Genomic DNA, 16,645 nt, shown 5'->3' with positions numbered 1-16,645 from the left:
GCCGGGAGCAGTACCAGGAATGCGCGCTCGGGCGGTTCCCTCTCCCGCGGGCGGGAGAGGGTTAGGGTGAGGGCAACCCCGCACCGCCCCTACTCCAGCGGCATCTTCATCGGGTCATCGTAGCTGTACTCAAACCCCAGCTCGTGACAAATCTTCGAACCGTCAATCACCTTGCCGCTGGCGCGCACCGGCTCGGCAACAAACGTCGGTGGCACCAGGCCTAACTGCTTCGACACGCTCGGGTAGAAGCTGTCGCGTGATGGATGTTTCGGGGCGCACAGGTTGTAAACGTGCCCGCCTTTTGGCGTTTGCAGCAGCAGCACAATTGCGTCGACCACATCATCAAGATGCACCAGGTTCACCGCGTGCGCGCCGTTTTCCAGGTTGGTTTTACCGGCGAGGAAACGTCCCGGATGGCGGTTCGGGCCGACCAGTCCGGCGAGACGCACGATATCCACACTGGTGCCCGGCAGGTCATGCAGCCAGTTTTCCAGCTCCACCAGCGTTTTGCCCGCTACCGTCTCCGGCTGCAGCGCACTGCTCTCTTTTCTTACGCCGTCGCCGCTGCCGTATACCGAGGTAGAGCTGGTAAAGATGATGCGCGGCACTTTATTCGCCAGCGCGGTATCGACCACGTTCTGCACCGCCTGCATGTAATCTTCGCCGCCCTGCACGGTGCGGCTGGCAGGCAGCGTCACCACCAGCGCATCCACCGCCATCAGCGCGGCCAAATTGTCTGCTTCACACTCCAGCTCCGGTGACAGCACCAGCTGAAACGCATCAATACCACAGCGGCGCGCCGCATCGACGCCGTCCGGTGAGGTTTTGCTGCCGGTCACCTGCCAGCCGCGCGCTGACAGCGCCATCGCCAGCGGCATTCCCAGCCATCCCAGACCTACAATCGCCACCTTTTTCATATCGACTCCTGCTCTCCCGCGCTAAGACACCCCATCTTAGTGCCAGCGCGTCAGCCAGACCAGCGCAAACTGTTGCCGAAGGTTGCGAAAACTGACGTTAAAAAAGGGTTGCCAAGCGCCGCCATCTTCGTTAGGTTAATCAGCACGCAAATGAATACTCATTCAGCAACGGAATTTTTTATGACACGCGTTCAGTTCAACCACCATCATCACCATCACCCTGACTAGTCTTTCAGGCGATGTGTGCTGGAAGACGTTTAGGATCTTCCAGTGGTGCGAGCGCAAAGAGAGCCCCCGGAAGATCATCTTCCGGGGGTTTTTTTATGGGCTAACGCAACCCGATACGCTTCAGACAGGATTGAATAAGAGGACAGGAACCATGTTAGATAACACCCGTTTACGCATAGCTATGCAGAAATCTGGCCGTTTGAGTGATGAATCACGCGAACTGCTGGCACGCTGCGGTATTAAAATTAACCTTCAGCAGCAGCGTCTGATTGCGTTTGCGGAGAACATGCCGATCGACATCCTGCGCGTGCGCGATGACGATATCCCTGGCCTGGTGATGGATGGCGTGGTCGACCTCGGTATCGTTGGCGAAAACGTGCTGGAAGAGGAGCTGCTGACGCGCCGCGCGCAGGGCGAAGACCCGCGCTACTTTACGCTGCGCCGCCTCGATTTCGGCGGTTGCCGCCTGTCACTGGCAATGCCAGTCGATGCCGAGTACACCGGTCCGCAATGCCTGAATAATGCCCGTATCGCCACCTCTTACCCGCACCTGCTGAAGAAATACCTTGATAAACAAGGCATCGCGTTTAAATCCTGCCTGCTGAACGGCTCTGTTGAAGTGGCACCGCGCGCCGGTCTGGCCGATGCCATTTGCGACCTGGTGTCCACCGGCGCCACGCTGGAAGCCAACGGCCTGCGTGAAGTTGAGGTGATTTACCGCTCCAAAGCGGTGCTGATTCAGCGCGATGGCGAACTGCCAGCGGCGAAACAGCAGCTGGTGGATACGCTGATGACGCGCATCCAGGGCGTGATAAAAGCGCGTGAATCCAAATACATCATGCTGCACGCGCCGAGCGAGCGGCTGGAAGAAGTTATCGCCCTGCTGCCGGGTGCCGAGCGCCCTACCGTGCTGCCGCTGGCCGGTGAAGTGAGCCGCGTGGCGATGCACATGGTGAGCAGCGAAACGCTGTTCTGGGAAACCATGGAAAAACTGAAGGCGCTGGGCGCCAGTTCGATCCTCGTGCTGCCAATTGAAAAAATGCTGGAGTAACCGATGAGCGCAATCATGCAACCTATCGACTGGCAGGCGTGCAGTGCCGAACAGCAGCAGGCGCTGCTGCAGCGTCCGGCAATCTCGGCATCGGCCAGCATCAGCGCTACCGTGCAGGACGTGCTGGTGCAGGTGAAACAGCAGGGCGACGCGGCGCTGCGGGCGTTCAGCGCGCGCTTCGACAAAGCTCAGGTGGAGAATCTGCGCGTGTCCGCCGCTGAGATGCAGGCGGCCGGCGAGCGGCTGAGCGACAATTTAAAGCAGGCGATGGCAGACGCCATGGCGAATATCGAAACCTTCCACAACGCGCAGATTCTGCCGCCGGTGGACGTGGAAACTCAGCCGGGCGTGCGCTGCCAGCAGATCACCCGTCCGGTGAAATCGGTCGGCCTGTATATTCCTGGCGGCTCGGCGCCGCTGTTCTCCACCGTGCTGATGCTGGCAACGCCAGCGCGCATCGCCGGCTGTGGCCGCGTGGTGCTGTGCTCGCCGCCGCCAATTGCCGATGAAATTCTGTATGCGGCGCAGCTGTGCGGCGTGCAGGAAGTGTTTCAGGTCGGCGGCGCGCAGGCGATTGCTGCCCTCGCCTTCGGCACAGAAAGCGTGCCGAAAGTAGACAAGATTTTTGGCCCGGGCAACGCGTACGTGACCGAAGCAAAACGCCAGGTCAGCCAGCGTCTCGACGGCGCAGCGATCGACATGCCTGCCGGTCCGTCTGAAGTGCTGGTGATTGCCGACGAAGGCGCGACGCCGGCATTTGTCGCTTCAGATTTGCTGTCGCAGGCCGAACACGGTCCGGATTCCCAGGTGATCCTGCTGACGCCTTCACTACAGCTGGCCGAAGGCGTGGCGCTGGCGGTTGAACAACAGCTGGCGCAGCTGCCGCGTGCCGCTACGGCACGTCAGGCGCTGGAGAGCAGCCGCCTGATCGTAGCGCAGGATCTGGCGCAGTGCGTGGAAATCTCCAATCAGTACGGCCCGGAGCACCTGATTATCCAGACGCGCCAGCCGCGCGCGCTGGTTGAGGAGATCACCAGCGCCGGTTCGGTGTTCCTCGGCGACTGGTCGCCGGAATCCGCCGGTGATTATGCCTCCGGCACTAACCACGTGCTGCCGACTTATGGCTACACCGCGACCTGCTCCAGCCTTGGGCTGGCCGATTTCCAGAAACGCATGACGGTCCAGGAGCTGACGCCGCAGGGCTTCCTCAACCTCGCCGCCACCATTGAAACCCTCGCCGCCGCGGAACAGCTGGACGCGCACAAAAATGCCGTGACCCTGCGCGTCGCCGCCCTGAAGGAGCAAGCATGAGCAACAACGTTGAAGATTTAGCCCGCGCCAACGTGCGTGCGCTGACGCCCTATCAGTCTGCTCGTCGCCTTGGTGGCAACGGTGATGTATGGCTGAATGCGAACGAATTTCCGCTGCCGGTGCCGTTTGAGCTGTCGCAGCAGACGCTGAACCGCTATCCGGAGTGCCAGCCCAAATTAGTCATTTCGCGCTATGCCGCCTATGCCGGCGTTCAGCCGGAGCAGGTGCTGGTGAGCCGCGGGGCGGATGAAGGGATTGAGCTGCTGATGCGCGCCTTCTGCGAACCGGGCAAAGACGCCATTCTGTTCTGCCCGCCAACCTACGGCATGTACAGCGTCAGCGCCGAAACCATCGGCATTGAGTACCGCACCGTGCCGGCACTGGATAACTGGCAGCTCAATCTGCCCGCCATCGCGGACCAGCTGGACGGCGTGAAAGTGGTTTACATGTGCAGCCCGAACAACCCGACCGGCAATCTGATTAATCAGGATGACATTCGCCAGCTGCTGGCGATGACCGCCGGCAAAGCGCTGGTGGTGGCCGACGAAGCCTATATTGAGTTCTGCCCGCAAGCAACGCTGGCCGGCTGGCTGCAGGAATTCCCGCACCTGGTGATTCTGCGCACGCTGTCGAAGGCCTTTGCGCTGGCTGGCCTGCGCTGCGGCTTTACGCTGGCCAACAAGCCGGTGATCGATCTGCTGCTGAAAGTGATTGCACCTTACCCGCTGGCGACGCCGGTGGCCGACGTGGCGGCGCAGGCGCTGAGCGAGCAAGGCATCGCGCTGATGCGTCAGCACGCGCAGCAGCTTAACGACAACCGCGCCTGGCTGTGCGAACAGCTGCCGCAGCTGAGCGTGGTACAGCAGGTCTTCCCGAGCGAGACTAACTATATTCTGGCGCGCTTCACTGACTCGCCAAAAGTATTTAAAACGCTGTGGGATCAGGGCATTATTCTGCGCGACCAAAACAAAAACCCTGGCCTGGCGGGATGTCTGCGCATCTCCATCGGCACCCGTGAAGAGTGCGAGCGCCTAATCGCCGCGCTGCAAGCCTTATCTGTGGAGCAAGCATGAGTCAGAAGATCCTTTTTATCGACCGCGATGGTACCCTCATCTCTGAGCCGCCGACGGATTTTCAGGTGGACCGTATGGAGAAGCTGGCGTTTGAGAAGAACGCCATCCCGGCCCTGCTGGCGCTGCAGGAGGCGGGTTATCAGCTGGTGATGATCACCAACCAGGACGGCCTGGGCACTGAGCGCTTCCCGCAGGCCGATTTTGACGGCCCGCACAACCTGATGATGCAGATCCTGCGCTCACAGGGCGTGAACTTCAGGGACATTCTGATCTGCCCGCATCTGCCGGAAGAGAACTGCGACTGCCGCAAGCCAAAGACCAAAATGGTCGAAGCCTGGCTGGCCGACGGCGCGCTGGATACCGCCAACAGCTATGTGATTGGCGACCGTCTGACCGACATCCAGCTGGCGCAGAACATGGGCATTCAGGGCCTGCGCTACGGTGCGGAAGGCGAAGACTGGGACGCGATTCAGGCGCGCCTGACCAAACGCGACCGTCACGCGCTGGTGAACCGCAACACCAAAGAGACGCAGATTAAAGTGGAAGTGTGGCTGGATCGCGAAGGCGGCAGCAAAATTAACACCGGCGTCGGCTTCTTTGATCACATGCTGGATCAGATCGCCGTGCACGGCGGCTTCCGCATGAACATCGAGGTGAAAGGCGACCTGTATATCGACGATCACCACACGGTAGAAGACACCGGCCTGGCGCTGGGCGAAGCGCTGCTGAAGGCGCTGGGCGACAAGCGCGGCATCGGCCGCTTCGGCTTCGTGCTGCCAATGGATGAGTGCCTGGCGCGCTGCGCGCTGGATATCTCCGGCCGTCCGCACCTCGAATACAAAGCCGAGTTCAGCTACCAGCGCGTTGGCGACCTGAGCACCGAAATGGTCGAGCACTTCTTCCGCTCGCTGTCGTACGCCATGATGAGCACGCTGCACCTGAAAACCAAAGGCCGCAACGATCATCACCGCGTGGAAAGCCTGTTCAAAGCCTTTGGCCGCACGCTGCGTCAGGCGATTCGCGTTGAGGGCAACACCCTGCCGAGCTCGAAAGGAGTGCTGTAATGAACGTGGTGATTCTTGATACCGGCTGCGCCAACCTCTCTTCGGTTAAGTGGGCGATTGAGCGCCTCGGCTACACGCCCGAGGTGAGCCGCGATCCGGACGTGGTACTACGCGCCGACAAACTGTTTCTGCCCGGCGTCGGTACCGCGCGGGCGGCGATGGACCAGCTGCAGGAGCGCGATCTGATCGAGCTGGTGAAAGCCTGCACCCAGCCGGTGCTCGGCATCTGTCTCGGCATGCAGCTGCTCGGACGCGGCAGCGATGAGAACGGCGGCGTCAGCACGCTGGGCATCGTTGATGAGCCGGTATCGCTGATGGATACCCGGGGTTTACCGCTGCCGCACATGGGCTGGAACCAGATCACCGCGCAGGCCGGCAATCACCTGTTCCGCAACATTCCGGACGGCAGCTATTTCTACTTTGTGCACAGCTACGCCATGCCGGTGAATGCCGCCACCATCGCCCAGTGCGACTATGGCCTGCCGTTCACCGCCGCCCTGCAGAAAGATAACTTCTTCGGCGTGCAGTTCCACCCGGAGCGCTCGGGTAAAGCCGGCGCGCAGCTGCTGAAAAACTTCCTGGAGATGTGATGATTATCCCCGCATTAGATTTGATCGACGGCAAAGTGGTACGCCTGCATCAGGGCGACTACGGCCAGCAGCGTGATTACGGCAACGATCCCCTGCCGCGCCTGCAGGATTATGAACGCCAGGGCGCGGAAGTGTTACATCTGGTGGATTTGACCGGGGCGAAAGATCCGGCAAAGCGCCAGATCCCGCTGCTAACCACGCTTTTACGCGGCGTCAGCGTGCCGGTACAGGTTGGCGGCGGTATCCGTCATCGTGACGATGTGGCCGCCCTGCTGGCAGCCGGCGCCACGCGCGTGGTGGTTGGCTCCACCGCAGTCAAGCAGCCGGAAGAAGTGAAAGGCTGGTTCAGCGAATTTGGTGCCGACGCCATTGTGCTGGCGCTTGACGTGCGCATTGACGCCAGCAATCGCAAAGAAGTGGCGATCAGCGGCTGGCAGGAAGCGGCAGGCGTGACGCTGGAAGAGGTGATTGGCTGGTACCAGCCGGTGGGCCTGAAACATGTGTTGTGCACCGATATTTCGCGCGACGGCACGCTGAGCGGCTCCAACGTGGCGCTGTATCAGGAAGTATCCCAGGCGTTTCCGGATATCGCGTTCCAGTCTTCCGGCGGCATCGGTTCACTGGACGATATCGCTGCCCTGCGCGGCAGCGGTGCACAGGGTGTGATTGTCGGTCGCGCCCTGCTGGAAGATAAATTTATGGTAGCGGAGGCAATTGCATGCTGGCAAAACGGATAATCCCCTGTCTGGACGTGCGTGACGGGCAAGTAGTGAAAGGCGTGCAGTTCCGCAACCACGAAATCATTGGTGACATCGTACCGCTGGCGCAGCGCTATGCCGAGGAAGGCGCTGACGAACTGGTGTTTTACGATATCACCGCCTCTTCCGACGGCCGCGTGGTGGATAAAAGCTGGGTATCGCGCGTGGCGGAAGTGATCGATATTCCGTTCTGCGTCGCCGGGGGCATCAAAACCCCGGAAGATGCGGCGCGCATTCTGCAGTTTGGCGCGGACAAGATCTCCATCAACTCGCCCGCGCTGGCCGATCCAACGCTGATTACCCGGCTGGCGGATCGCTTCGGCGTGCAGTGCATCGTGGTGGGCATCGATACCTGGTTTGATGAAGCCAGCGGCAAGTATCACGTCAATCAGTATACCGGCGACGAAGCGCGCACCCGCGTTACCCAGTGGGAAACGCTGGACTGGGTAGAGGAAGTGCAGAAGCTGGGCGCTGGTGAGATCGTACTGAATATGATGAATCAGGACGGCGTGCGTAACGGCTACGACCTGGTGCAGCTGAAGAAGGTGCGTGACGTGTGTAAGGTGCCGCTGATCGCCTCCGGCGGCGCAGGAACCATGGCGCACTTCCTCGAAGCCTTCGAGCAGGCAAACGTCGACGGCGCGCTGGCGGCTTCGGTGTTTCACAAACAAATTATCAATATCGGCGAGTTGAAAAACTTCCTGATCGACAACGGTGTGGAGATTCGCGCGTGTTAACTGCAGAACAACTGGCCAGACTGGACTGGGCCAAAACCGCGGGCATGATGCCCGTCATCGTCCAGCACAACGTCTCCGGCGAAGTGCTGATGCACGGTTATATGAACGAGGACGCGCTGCACAAGACGCTGGCCGACGGCAACGTCACCTTCTTCTCCCGCACCAAAAACCGTTTATGGACCAAAGGCGAAACGTCGGGCCACTTCCTCAAAGTGGTCAGCATCACGCCGGATTGCGATAACGACACACTGCTGGTGCTGGCCAATCCGATTGGCCCCACCTGCCATCTCGGTACCTCGAGCTGCTTTTCGCCTGCCGCACCGGACTGGACGTTCCTGTATCAGCTGGAGCAGCTGCTGGCCTCGCGTAAAAGTGCCGATCCGGCCAGCTCCTATACGGCGAAGCTGTACGCCAGCGGCACCAAGCGCATCGCACAGAAGGTGGGAGAAGAAGGTGTTGAGACCGCGCTGGCTGCTACCGTCAATGACCGCCACGAACTGACTAACGAAGCCTCCGACCTGCTGTACCATCTGCTGGTGCTGCTGCAGGATCAGGAGCTGGATCTCAGCACCATCATCAACAACCTGCGCGCACGCCATAAGTAACAATTGTGCGCCATGCTGCTCAAAACGGGCTTTCTGGCTCGATTTTGAGCAGCATAGTTCGCAAAAGAGTGCGATCAATTGCGCTTCATCAGAATGGAAACCTCCATGACCACGCATGAAAAACTGCTCGCCCTGCTCGATCAGCACAACGCCCGTTACCGACTCATGGAGCATGAAGCGACCGGTAAATGTGAAGCCGTGGCCGCGATTCGTGGCACGGAAGTGGGACAAGGTGCCAAAGCGCTGGTGTGTCACGTCAAGGGCAACGGCATCAAACAGCATGTGCTGGCGGTGCTGCCAGCCGATCAGCAGGCCGACCTGAATAAAGTGGCAGCCGCCGTGGGTGGCCGTCGCGCATCGCTGGCCTCGCCGGCTGAAGTGGATGCGCTGACCGGCTGCGTGTTTGGCGCGATTCCGCCGTTTAGCTTTCATGCGGATTTACAGCTGGTGGTCGACCCGCTGCTGTTCGAGCGCTACGACGAAATTGCCTTTAACGCCGGGCTGCTGGAGAAGTCGGTGGTACTGCAGGTGGAAGATTACCGCGCACTGCATAATGGTAACGTGATGAAAATAATACTCTAATTGCCATACACCACGCTGAGCGGTACTCTCGATGACTTATCATCACGACAAAAGAAGACCGCAACTATGGCAAGTTCCCGTTTTACCGCCCGTCTGCGCCAGACGCTGGCACTGGCTGTGCTGGCAGGCTGCGCGTTCGGCGCTCAGGCAAAAATCGATCAGGTGCGTTTCGCCGTTGATCCTACCTATCCCCCTTTTGAATCCAAAACGCCGCAGGGCAAGCTGGTCGGGTTTGACATCGACCTCGGCAATGCGCTGTGCGCCCAGATGCAGGCCAAATGCGTGTGGGTCGAGAGCCAGTTCGACGGCATGATCCCGGCGCTGAAGGCACGTAAGTTTGACGCCATCCTGTCGGATATGGGTATCACCGAAGAGCGTCTGAAGCAGATCGACTTCACCGTGCCGCTGTATGACACCCACACCCAGCTGATTGCGCGTAAAGGCTCCGGCCTGCTGCCCACCGCGGAATCGCTGAAAGGCAAAACCGTGGGCGTGGAACAGGGCACCGTGCAGGAGCGCTACGCGCTGGCGAAATGGCAGCCGCACGGCGTGAACGTGGTGCCGTATGGCGATCAGGCACAGGTTGAGAGCGACCTGATTTCCGGACGTCTTGACGTGGTGTTCACCGATGCCGCACAGGCCGCGAACGGCTTCCTGAAGCATCCGCAGGGCAAAGATTTCGAGCTGGCTGGCCCGATTGTGCAGGATCCGATTATCGGCCCCGGCACCGCCATCGGCCTGCGCAAAGGCGACACCGAATTAAAAACCGCGCTGGACAATGCTTTCGCGGAGATCAAAAAGAACGGTACCTTTGATACCTTGCAGAAGAAGTATTTTGCAACGGATATCTCTATTAAACAGTGATCGATGGGGCGGCGCATTTGCCGCCCTTTTTCCAGCAGAACTATAATTCCCTTCATCAATTTCATGCGGCGCGGCCACGAGCGTGCCCCAGACACAGGACATCGACTGCGTTATGCAACAACAACATCATCCTTTGTTAAGCGCGACGCTGGGCACCCAGCGGGAAATTGTCAGCTTCCACTTCGGCACCGACTCACAGCAGCGTGTGTATATTCAGGCGGCGCTGCACGGCGATGAACTGCCGGGCATGGCGGTGGCGTGGTATCTCAAGCAGAAGCTGCTGGCGCTGGAGTCGGCGGGCAAGCTAAAAGCCAAAGTCACTTTGGTGCCGGTCGCAAATCCGCTCGCGCTGGGTCAGCACTGGCACGGCACTCATCTCGGACGTTTTCATACTCTTTCTGGTCAGGATTTTAACCGTCGCTTCCCGGCGCTGGGCGATACGCTGGCGGCAGAACTGGCGGGCTCGCTGACACAGAGTGAATATGAAAACAAACGACTGATTCGCGACGCCATCGATCGTCACTACCGCGACCGCATCGCCAAAACCGAACTGGAGGCCCAGCGCTTCACCCTGATGCGCATGGCCAGCCAGGCAGACCTGATGATTGACCTGCACTGTGACTGGGATGCCTTACCGCATCTTTACACTACACCGCACGCCTGGCCGGAGATTGAGCCGCTGGCGCGCTGGCTTGGCAGTGAAGTGCAGCTACTGGCGCAGATCTCCGGCGGAGAGCCCTTTGATGAAGCCTGCTGCGAACCCTGGCTGACGCTGGCTGAGCGTTTTGGCAAAGACTACCCCATGCCGCGCGGCCTGCTGCCGGTGACGCTGGAACTGCGCGGCGTAGCCGATGTATCGCCGGAACAGGCGGAGAAAGATGCGGATGCGATTATCAACGCGCTGATTGAAGGGGGATATATTGCCGGAGAAATCGGAGACTCCCCTGCCCTGATCCATGCACCAACGCAACTGGCGGGCTGTGAGTACATCCACGCGCCACACTCCGGACTGCTGCTGAACCGCAGAAAATTAGGTGAGTGGGTTAAAGCGGGCGAAGTGGTGGCGGAGATTGTCGACCCGATCAATGACTACGTGACACCGCTGGTGGCTGAGTTTGGCGGCATGCTGTATGCACGAAACCTGACCAAGTTTGTCACGGCCGGAATGCTGGTGGTGAGGCTGGCGGGGGAGAATGCGGGACGTAAGGGGGAGTTGCTGGTGGTTTGAATTAAAATAGGAGCAGTAAATTATTTTACTGCTCCGGGCATTTATTTAATATCAACTGATATCAATGATATTCCTAATAAATTATTATCAGTTGAGCCATTAATAGTTTCAGACGGCGATTTAGGATCTTCAACCTCTATATTAACATGGCTTTTAATATCAATATGTGGCAATGGAATATCAACATCCTGTGTTATTCCTTCACTTAATATTTTCACTCTCTTCATATAATCACCTTGAGTCAGAGTGAAATTAACAGCTTTGTTTTTATCTTTTGCCGCGCCATAAACATTGAAGTGTATTTTAACAAACCCAGCTCCTCCTTCACGCTTTGGAGAAAGTATTAATGTTGCTTTAGGTAATGACCACACATGTTCGTCTTCTAAAGGATACCAGCCATTACCCAATACCCTTCGTATATCACCATCACCAAAGTTCTTCAACGAAGCAGTTACAGGATAATTTAGAAATTTATTTTTAATTTGCACAACAGCATAGAACTGATTCTCTCTAATAATAAAATCCTGACTATTCTTAAGATCGGACAAAATATTCTTATAAGATTCTCTTCTTGCTTTTAGACAAGCTAAGACAAAATCATTATTTTTGTGAGAAACCATTTCAGCATTCGATTGACATGGCCATACATGCGCAGACCACAACAGGTCAAAATAGGGAATTATGAGATAGTCAGCATCACTACTGAAGAAAATATGCTTGATATCTTCAATTCCTCTTCCATTTAAACTGTTGTGAAATGCCAATAAACTTTCAGGCCACTCAGCTTTAGCAATATCAAGATTTTTATCACCACCAATATTATAAGCCTTGAACCCTGAGTATGGAGAGATATAGTTAACAAAAAAATCATTACCCCAAGGCAGGAACGCAACAATGCTATTTTTGGGTATATCTTCTTTAAATTTCTCGATCAGGGTTTCATTAATTTCTTTATATGAAACATTATACTTAACCCCTTCTCTTAAGTTAGCACCCAGATTAGGCATATAAACAAAGATACTTATTAAAATAACAATAGAAATATATTTTTGATTGTATTTTGAACATGACATCAAGAATAAAATCATCAAACTAAACAACATCAACACGCTCCATCTATAGGTGGCCCGCATTGAATTAACACCAGGAACATGTTTATATAACAGTTCATTTCCGGTAGGAATTACGGAATATTCTTCAGGCATTATCATAGTATTGATAGTTGAATTTTCTTCGTTATAACCTTCAGGCTTTACTGACTCAATCTTTAGTGATGGGCCTAATGACATATAAAAAGAAAATAGAAACAAACATAACAATATATTTTTAAACTTGCTCTTATTTGCCTTGAATATCCCCCATAAACCCATAGCAATCAATGGCAGAGAAAATGTTGTATTCCAAACTGACGCATCACCGAATTGTTCTTCCGTTGTTCTTATTGCGCTCAAGTTCAAAAAATCTGAAATCCAGGATATTGAATAAGATGGAATGATTAAATAAGTAACATCAATGCCCCAACCTCGGAACACTTCAATTGGGTCTTTTGAATATTCTGATTTATTTATGAATCCTGTATAAGCAAGATATGCAAATCCAAACCCCAGCAACATCATAATACCTATAACAATTACACGTTTGTAATTTTTACATTCATTATAGAAATAAATAATAAAAAATAAACATGCTGATATAGCCAAAATAACAAATGTATAACCATCCATAAAGACAGAAATTAAAACCGTTATATAAAACAATACGGATTTAATGATAAACTCTTTAGAAAAATAAAAATCTTTATTTTTTATAAAGGCAAATGACGTCAACAGATAGAAAGGTATTAGCGCAATTCCTAATGAAAGCATGGAATAGTCCGCATGATTTGTTACAACAGGTAAGCATAGCCATAAAGTTGCAGCTAGCTGACTGACTAATTTTGAATTTCCAAAGCCCCTTGAGAATTTGTAAACAGAGAAATATGATAATACAAAGAAGAACAAAAAAACCAACGTATATGCGATGTTACCGTCTAAACCAAATCGTAGTAATATACTAATTGGAATTACTGCAGATAACCCAAAAGAAATTGGTGCTGCAGCTGGATATCCAAAATCATGGGCATAGAAGTCAAACGGGACATTATGTGTAATAGACTTAGCAAACCCCAACGTCCAAAGAACCTGGCCTAGTGTTGGCAAGGTAGCCCATGGAATCAAATTGTTTACATAAGCAATTAAAGAAAAAAGAATAGCAAAAATTATAATATCTTTTGACTTAATATCCATGCTGATTTTCAACGTCACTTCCTCTACACGCCTTCAATATTAATGCAATGATAAAATAAAAAAAATCACCTAAAACAGTAATCCCTCTTGAAATAATTACAGCCAAAAGAAGATTACTTTCACTGGCTAAGCCACTTAATAAATAAACAATAATATATTCGCGAATACCTAACCCTGCTGGAGCTCCAGGCGTCACAAGTCCTATAAGCCAGGCAGAAACATAGCATGCAATAATAAATACACTTTGCTCAATAGACAAATCGGCTTTCGGATCGACAATTCTCAATGTGATTAAAAATGCAACACCAGTGAGCAGGGTAAAAATTGTTTGAAGTACGAATGCTTTAGCTAAATGAATTGACAAAAACTTACTAAGTACGAACACCATTGAAACAAGAACACAAAGATAAACACACCAGGATACCCATTCGTAATTAATATTCAAATAACTCGGCAAAACCATTACTCCAATGGTTCCGCCAACAAACAGTAAAATCACCAACTCAATAAAAATCGATTTTGCAATTTTATTTCCATTTGCCCCTGCGGCAACAGATATAGCCTGTCTGCTGGCTAAATGCATGATGTTACCCGGTACATATTTAGCTAATTGAGTGATACCATTTATTGTTATGGCCCAACCAAAAGTTCTAAACTCACCAACATAACCTAATATATTTTTCCACACACAGCCTAGTAATAGGCTAAAGCATCCATAACACACAGATATTAAAACAATAGTAAAAACATTAGTGTGATTTAAAAAAAACCTAACATCTTCGTTCGAATATTCGCTTAGCTTTCGAATTACAAAGTAGACACTTAAGATTGCCAAGCATCCGCCAAACAAATTAAAAATAAAACTAATCTTTTTTTTTGTAATGGGCATATAGATACCAAATCTCAATTACTTTCCTTTGATCTCATTTCGTTGACTTTGACCCTTATATCTTCTAATAATTTTCGATTAGCAGAAAGCAGGTCAGCTAAAAAAGAAACCAAAATAGTTTGAAAACCCATCATTAATAAAACAGCCGAAAGGATTAATGACTGAATATGTCCCTCACCGGAGTTTGTTATAAAAAAGTAAAGATATCTTAAACTTATGGATAAACCGCATAGCATCAGAATAAGCCCAATCGTCAAAAAGAAACGAAATGGTCTATAAATAACAAAAATCCTAATTATCGTAAATATACTTCTTTGAATATAAGATGGTATACTTTTAACTAATCTAGAGGGTCTTAAATCTTCATTAACATTCACCGGCACTGAGCAAATTGATATATCTTTTTGTCCTGCCTGAATAATCGTTTCAAGTGTGTAAGTATATTCACTAAAAACCATTAATTTTTGAGCTGCATTGCGACTAATAGCTCTAAATCCACTAGGAGCATCAGGAATGTTTGTTTTACTCGCTCCACGTACAACCCAACTACCTAATTTTTGCAACATTTTTTTTGCAGGTGAGAAATGCTCAATGGTGGAAATGGGACGCGCACCAATAACCATTTCTGATCTGTGTGCCAATATTGGTTCAACCAAATCAGGGATGTTGCTAGCATCATATTGATTATCTGCATCTGTATTAATTATTACGTCTGCACCTAACTTTAAACAGTTTTCGATTCCGGACATAAAAGCTACTGCAAGCCCTTTATTACCCATATGTTGTACAATATGATCTACGCCACATTTTTTTGCAACTTCAACAGTATTGTCTGTACTTCCATCGTCAATTATTAGCCATTCTACTTTGTCAAAACCTTCAACAGCACGAGGCAATGCAGCCAATGCAATCTCTAAAGTTTCAGCCTCATTAAAACACGGCATTTGAATAATCAATTTCACAAAAAAAATCCCGAGGTAGTTATTAAATAGAATAAAAAAAGCCCCAGCAAGCTGGGACTTTTTTTTAGAATATTAATTTAGCCATTCAGTATGGAACACACCGTCTTTATCGATACGCTTATAAGTGTGCGCACCAAAGTAGTCGCGCTGCGCCTGAATCAGGTTGGCAGGCAGCACTTCTGAGCGATAGCTATCGTAATATGCAATTGCCGCTGAGAAGGTTGGCGTTGGAATACCGTTCTGGATGGCATAAGAGACAACATCACGCAGCGCCTGCTGATATTCATCAGCGATGTTTTTGAAGTAGGGATCCAGCAACAGGTTTGCGATGTTAGCATCGGTCGCATAAGCATCAGTAATTTTCTGCAGGAACTGTGCACGGATGATGCAACCAGCACGGAAGATCTTCGCGATTTCACCGTAATGCAGATCCCAGTTGTTCTCTTCTGAAGCCGCACGCAGCTGAGAGAAGCCCTGAGCATAAGAAACGATCTTACCCAGATACAATGCACGGCGCACTTTCTCAATGAACTCAGCTTTGTCACCGGTGAAGGCTTGTGCCTGAGGGCCGCTCAGCACTTTAGAAGCTGCAACACGCTGTGACTTGAGTGAAGAGAGGTAACGAGCAAATACTGACTCAGTGATCAGAGAAAGTGGCTCGCCAAGGTCCAGGGAGCTCTGGCTGGTCCATTTACCGGTACCTTTGTTGGCTGCCTCATCCAGAATTACATCAACCAGGTATTTACCGTCTTCATCTTTTTTGGTGAAGATATCTTTGGTGATGTCGATCAGGTAGCTGCTCAGCTCACCGTTGTTCCAGTCAGTGAAGGTTTTAGCCAGCTCTTCATTGTTCAGACCGAGTGCGCCTTTCAGTAAAGCATATGCTTCTGCAATCAGCTGCATATCGCCATACTCGATACCGTTGTGAACCATCTTCACATAGTGACCAGCACCGTCCGGACCGATGTAAGTAACGCAGGCTTCACCGTCTTCTGCACGCGCAGCAATTTTATCCAGAATTGGCGCTACCAGTTCATACGCTTCTTTCTGACCGCCAGGCATGATCGATGGGCCTTTCAGTGCGCCCTCTTCGCCGCCGGAGACACCGGTACCGATGAAGTTGAAGCCCTGATCAGACAGTTCTTTATTACGACGGATAGTGTCTTTATAGAAGGTGTTACCACCATCAATCAGAATGTCGCCCTTATCGAGGTGTGGCGTCAGTGAAGCGATGGTTTTATCTGTCGCTTCGCCTGCCTGTACCATCAGAAGGATGCGGCGGGGTTTTTCTAACGACTCGACAAATTCTTCCACGGAGTAATAAGGAGCAAGTTTTTTGCCCTGATTTTCAGCGATAACTTCATCAGTCTTTTCACGTGAACGGTTAAAGATTGAGACTGTGTAACCGCGGCTTTCGATGTTAAGAGCAAGGTTGCGCCCCATCACTGCCATACCTACAACGCCGATCTGTTGCTTGGACATTACATACTCCTGTCTGTGG

Annotated in this window: 17 protein-coding genes and 1 other annotated feature; of the genes, 12 read left to right on the top strand and 5 right to left on the bottom strand. The window is 52.3% G+C overall.

All coding sequences use genetic code 11. From position 1 onward, the window contains the following. Positions 1 to 89: 89 nt before the first annotated feature. Complete coding sequence (locus C1N60_RS07655) at positions 90 to 917, bottom strand: SDR family oxidoreductase (protein ID WP_394521607.1); 828 nt, start codon at positions 915 to 917, stop codon at positions 90 to 92. 180 nt (positions 918 to 1,097) lie between these two features. Here C1N60_RS07655 and hisL point away from each other — a divergent pair, with 180 nt between their 5' ends. From hisL to C1N60_RS07595, 12 genes are all read left to right on the top strand, one after another. Then, entirely contained in the window at positions 1,098 to 1,145 is a 48-nt protein-coding gene (hisL, locus tag C1N60_RS07650; protein ID WP_100396937.1) for a his operon leader peptide, read from the top strand. Then, positions 1,121 to 1,242, top strand: a sequence feature (His leader region). It overlaps the preceding gene by 25 nt. Before the next feature lie 54 nt (positions 1,243 to 1,296). After that, entirely contained in the window at positions 1,297 to 2,196 is a 900-nt protein-coding gene (gene hisG / locus C1N60_RS07645; RefSeq protein WP_031280070.1) for an ATP phosphoribosyltransferase, read from the top strand. 3 nt (positions 2,197 to 2,199) lie between these two features. Further along, on the top strand, positions 2,200 to 3,507 hold the full coding sequence (hisD, locus tag C1N60_RS07640; RefSeq protein ID WP_058757315.1) for a histidinol dehydrogenase: 1,308 nt from the start codon (positions 2,200 to 2,202) through the stop codon (positions 3,505 to 3,507). Further along, complete coding sequence (hisC, locus tag C1N60_RS07635) at positions 3,504 to 4,580, top strand: histidinol-phosphate transaminase (RefSeq protein ID WP_021509355.1); 1,077 nt, start codon at positions 3,504 to 3,506, stop codon at positions 4,578 to 4,580. The genes hisD and hisC overlap by 4 nt, the downstream gene beginning before the upstream one ends. Next, complete coding sequence (gene hisB, locus C1N60_RS07630; RefSeq protein ID WP_394521606.1) at positions 4,577 to 5,644, top strand: bifunctional histidinol-phosphatase/imidazoleglycerol-phosphate dehydratase HisB; 1,068 nt, start codon at positions 4,577 to 4,579, stop codon at positions 5,642 to 5,644. Before hisC ends, hisB begins: the two co-directional genes overlap by 4 nt. Then, positions 5,644 to 6,234 (top strand): imidazole glycerol phosphate synthase subunit HisH, encoded by a 591-nt coding sequence (gene hisH, locus C1N60_RS07625; protein WP_211725678.1) that lies wholly within the window; start codon positions 5,644 to 5,646, stop codon positions 6,232 to 6,234. Before hisB ends, hisH begins: the two co-directional genes overlap by 1 nt. Beyond that, entirely contained in the window at positions 6,234 to 6,971 is a 738-nt protein-coding gene (hisA, locus tag C1N60_RS07620) for a 1-(5-phosphoribosyl)-5-[(5-phosphoribosylamino)methylideneamino]imidazole-4-carboxamide isomerase (protein WP_394521605.1), read from the top strand. Before hisH ends, hisA begins: the two co-directional genes overlap by 1 nt. Then, the gene (hisF, locus tag C1N60_RS07615) at positions 6,953 to 7,729 is read left to right on the top strand and encodes an imidazole glycerol phosphate synthase subunit HisF (protein WP_262264472.1); all 777 of its coding nucleotides are present in this window, start codon (positions 6,953 to 6,955) and stop codon (positions 7,727 to 7,729) included. The genes hisA and hisF overlap by 19 nt, the downstream gene beginning before the upstream one ends. Continuing rightward, the gene (hisIE, locus tag C1N60_RS07610; RefSeq protein WP_021509350.1) at positions 7,723 to 8,334 is read left to right on the top strand and encodes a bifunctional phosphoribosyl-AMP cyclohydrolase/phosphoribosyl-ATP diphosphatase HisIE; all 612 of its coding nucleotides are present in this window, start codon (positions 7,723 to 7,725) and stop codon (positions 8,332 to 8,334) included. The genes hisF and hisIE overlap by 7 nt, the downstream gene beginning before the upstream one ends. 105 nt (positions 8,335 to 8,439) lie before the next feature. Next, positions 8,440 to 8,916 carry a YbaK/prolyl-tRNA synthetase associated domain-containing protein gene (locus C1N60_RS07605; protein ID WP_394521604.1) on the top strand — a complete coding sequence of 159 codons (477 nt, stop codon included), beginning with the start codon at positions 8,440 to 8,442 and terminating at the stop codon, positions 8,914 to 8,916. A gap of 66 nt (positions 8,917 to 8,982) precedes the next feature. Further along, positions 8,983 to 9,780 carry an ABC transporter substrate-binding protein gene (locus C1N60_RS07600; protein WP_021509348.1) on the top strand — a complete coding sequence of 266 codons (798 nt, stop codon included), beginning with the start codon at positions 8,983 to 8,985 and terminating at the stop codon, positions 9,778 to 9,780. Positions 9,781 to 9,892: 112 nt separating this feature from the next. Continuing rightward, positions 9,893 to 11,008: a succinylglutamate desuccinylase/aspartoacylase family protein gene (locus tag C1N60_RS07595; protein WP_394521603.1), complete on the top strand. Its 1,116-nt coding sequence runs from the start codon at positions 9,893 to 9,895 to the stop codon at positions 11,006 to 11,008. Between the two features lie 41 nt (positions 11,009 to 11,049). Here the strand turns inward: C1N60_RS07595 and C1N60_RS07590 are convergent, their stop codons facing one another. The 4 genes from C1N60_RS07590 to gndA all read right to left on the bottom strand — a co-directional run bounded on the left by C1N60_RS07590 (position 11,050) and on the right by gndA (position 16,626). After that, positions 11,050 to 13,305, bottom strand: coding sequence for a hypothetical protein (locus tag C1N60_RS07590; RefSeq protein ID WP_394521602.1), 2,256 nt, complete (start codon positions 13,303 to 13,305; stop codon positions 11,050 to 11,052). Then, a complete protein-coding gene (locus C1N60_RS07585; RefSeq protein ID WP_394521601.1) occupies positions 13,283 to 14,200 on the bottom strand; it encodes a hypothetical protein in 918 nt (305 codons plus the stop codon). Before C1N60_RS07585 ends, C1N60_RS07590 begins: the two co-directional genes overlap by 23 nt. Then, positions 14,197 to 15,144, bottom strand: coding sequence for a glycosyltransferase family 2 protein (locus C1N60_RS07580; RefSeq protein WP_394521600.1), 948 nt, complete (start codon positions 15,142 to 15,144; stop codon positions 14,197 to 14,199). The genes C1N60_RS07585 and C1N60_RS07580 overlap by 4 nt, the downstream gene beginning before the upstream one ends. A gap of 72 nt (positions 15,145 to 15,216) precedes the next feature. Next, positions 15,217 to 16,626 carry an NADP-dependent phosphogluconate dehydrogenase gene (gene gndA / locus C1N60_RS07575; protein WP_394521599.1) on the bottom strand — a complete coding sequence of 470 codons (1,410 nt, stop codon included), beginning with the start codon at positions 16,624 to 16,626 and terminating at the stop codon, positions 15,217 to 15,219. Positions 16,627 to 16,645: the final 19 nt, after the last annotated feature.

The sequence above is a fragment of the Pantoea sp. SGAir0184 genome (assembly GCF_043544755.1).
This window is presented reverse-complemented; position numbering and strand designations above follow the sequence as displayed.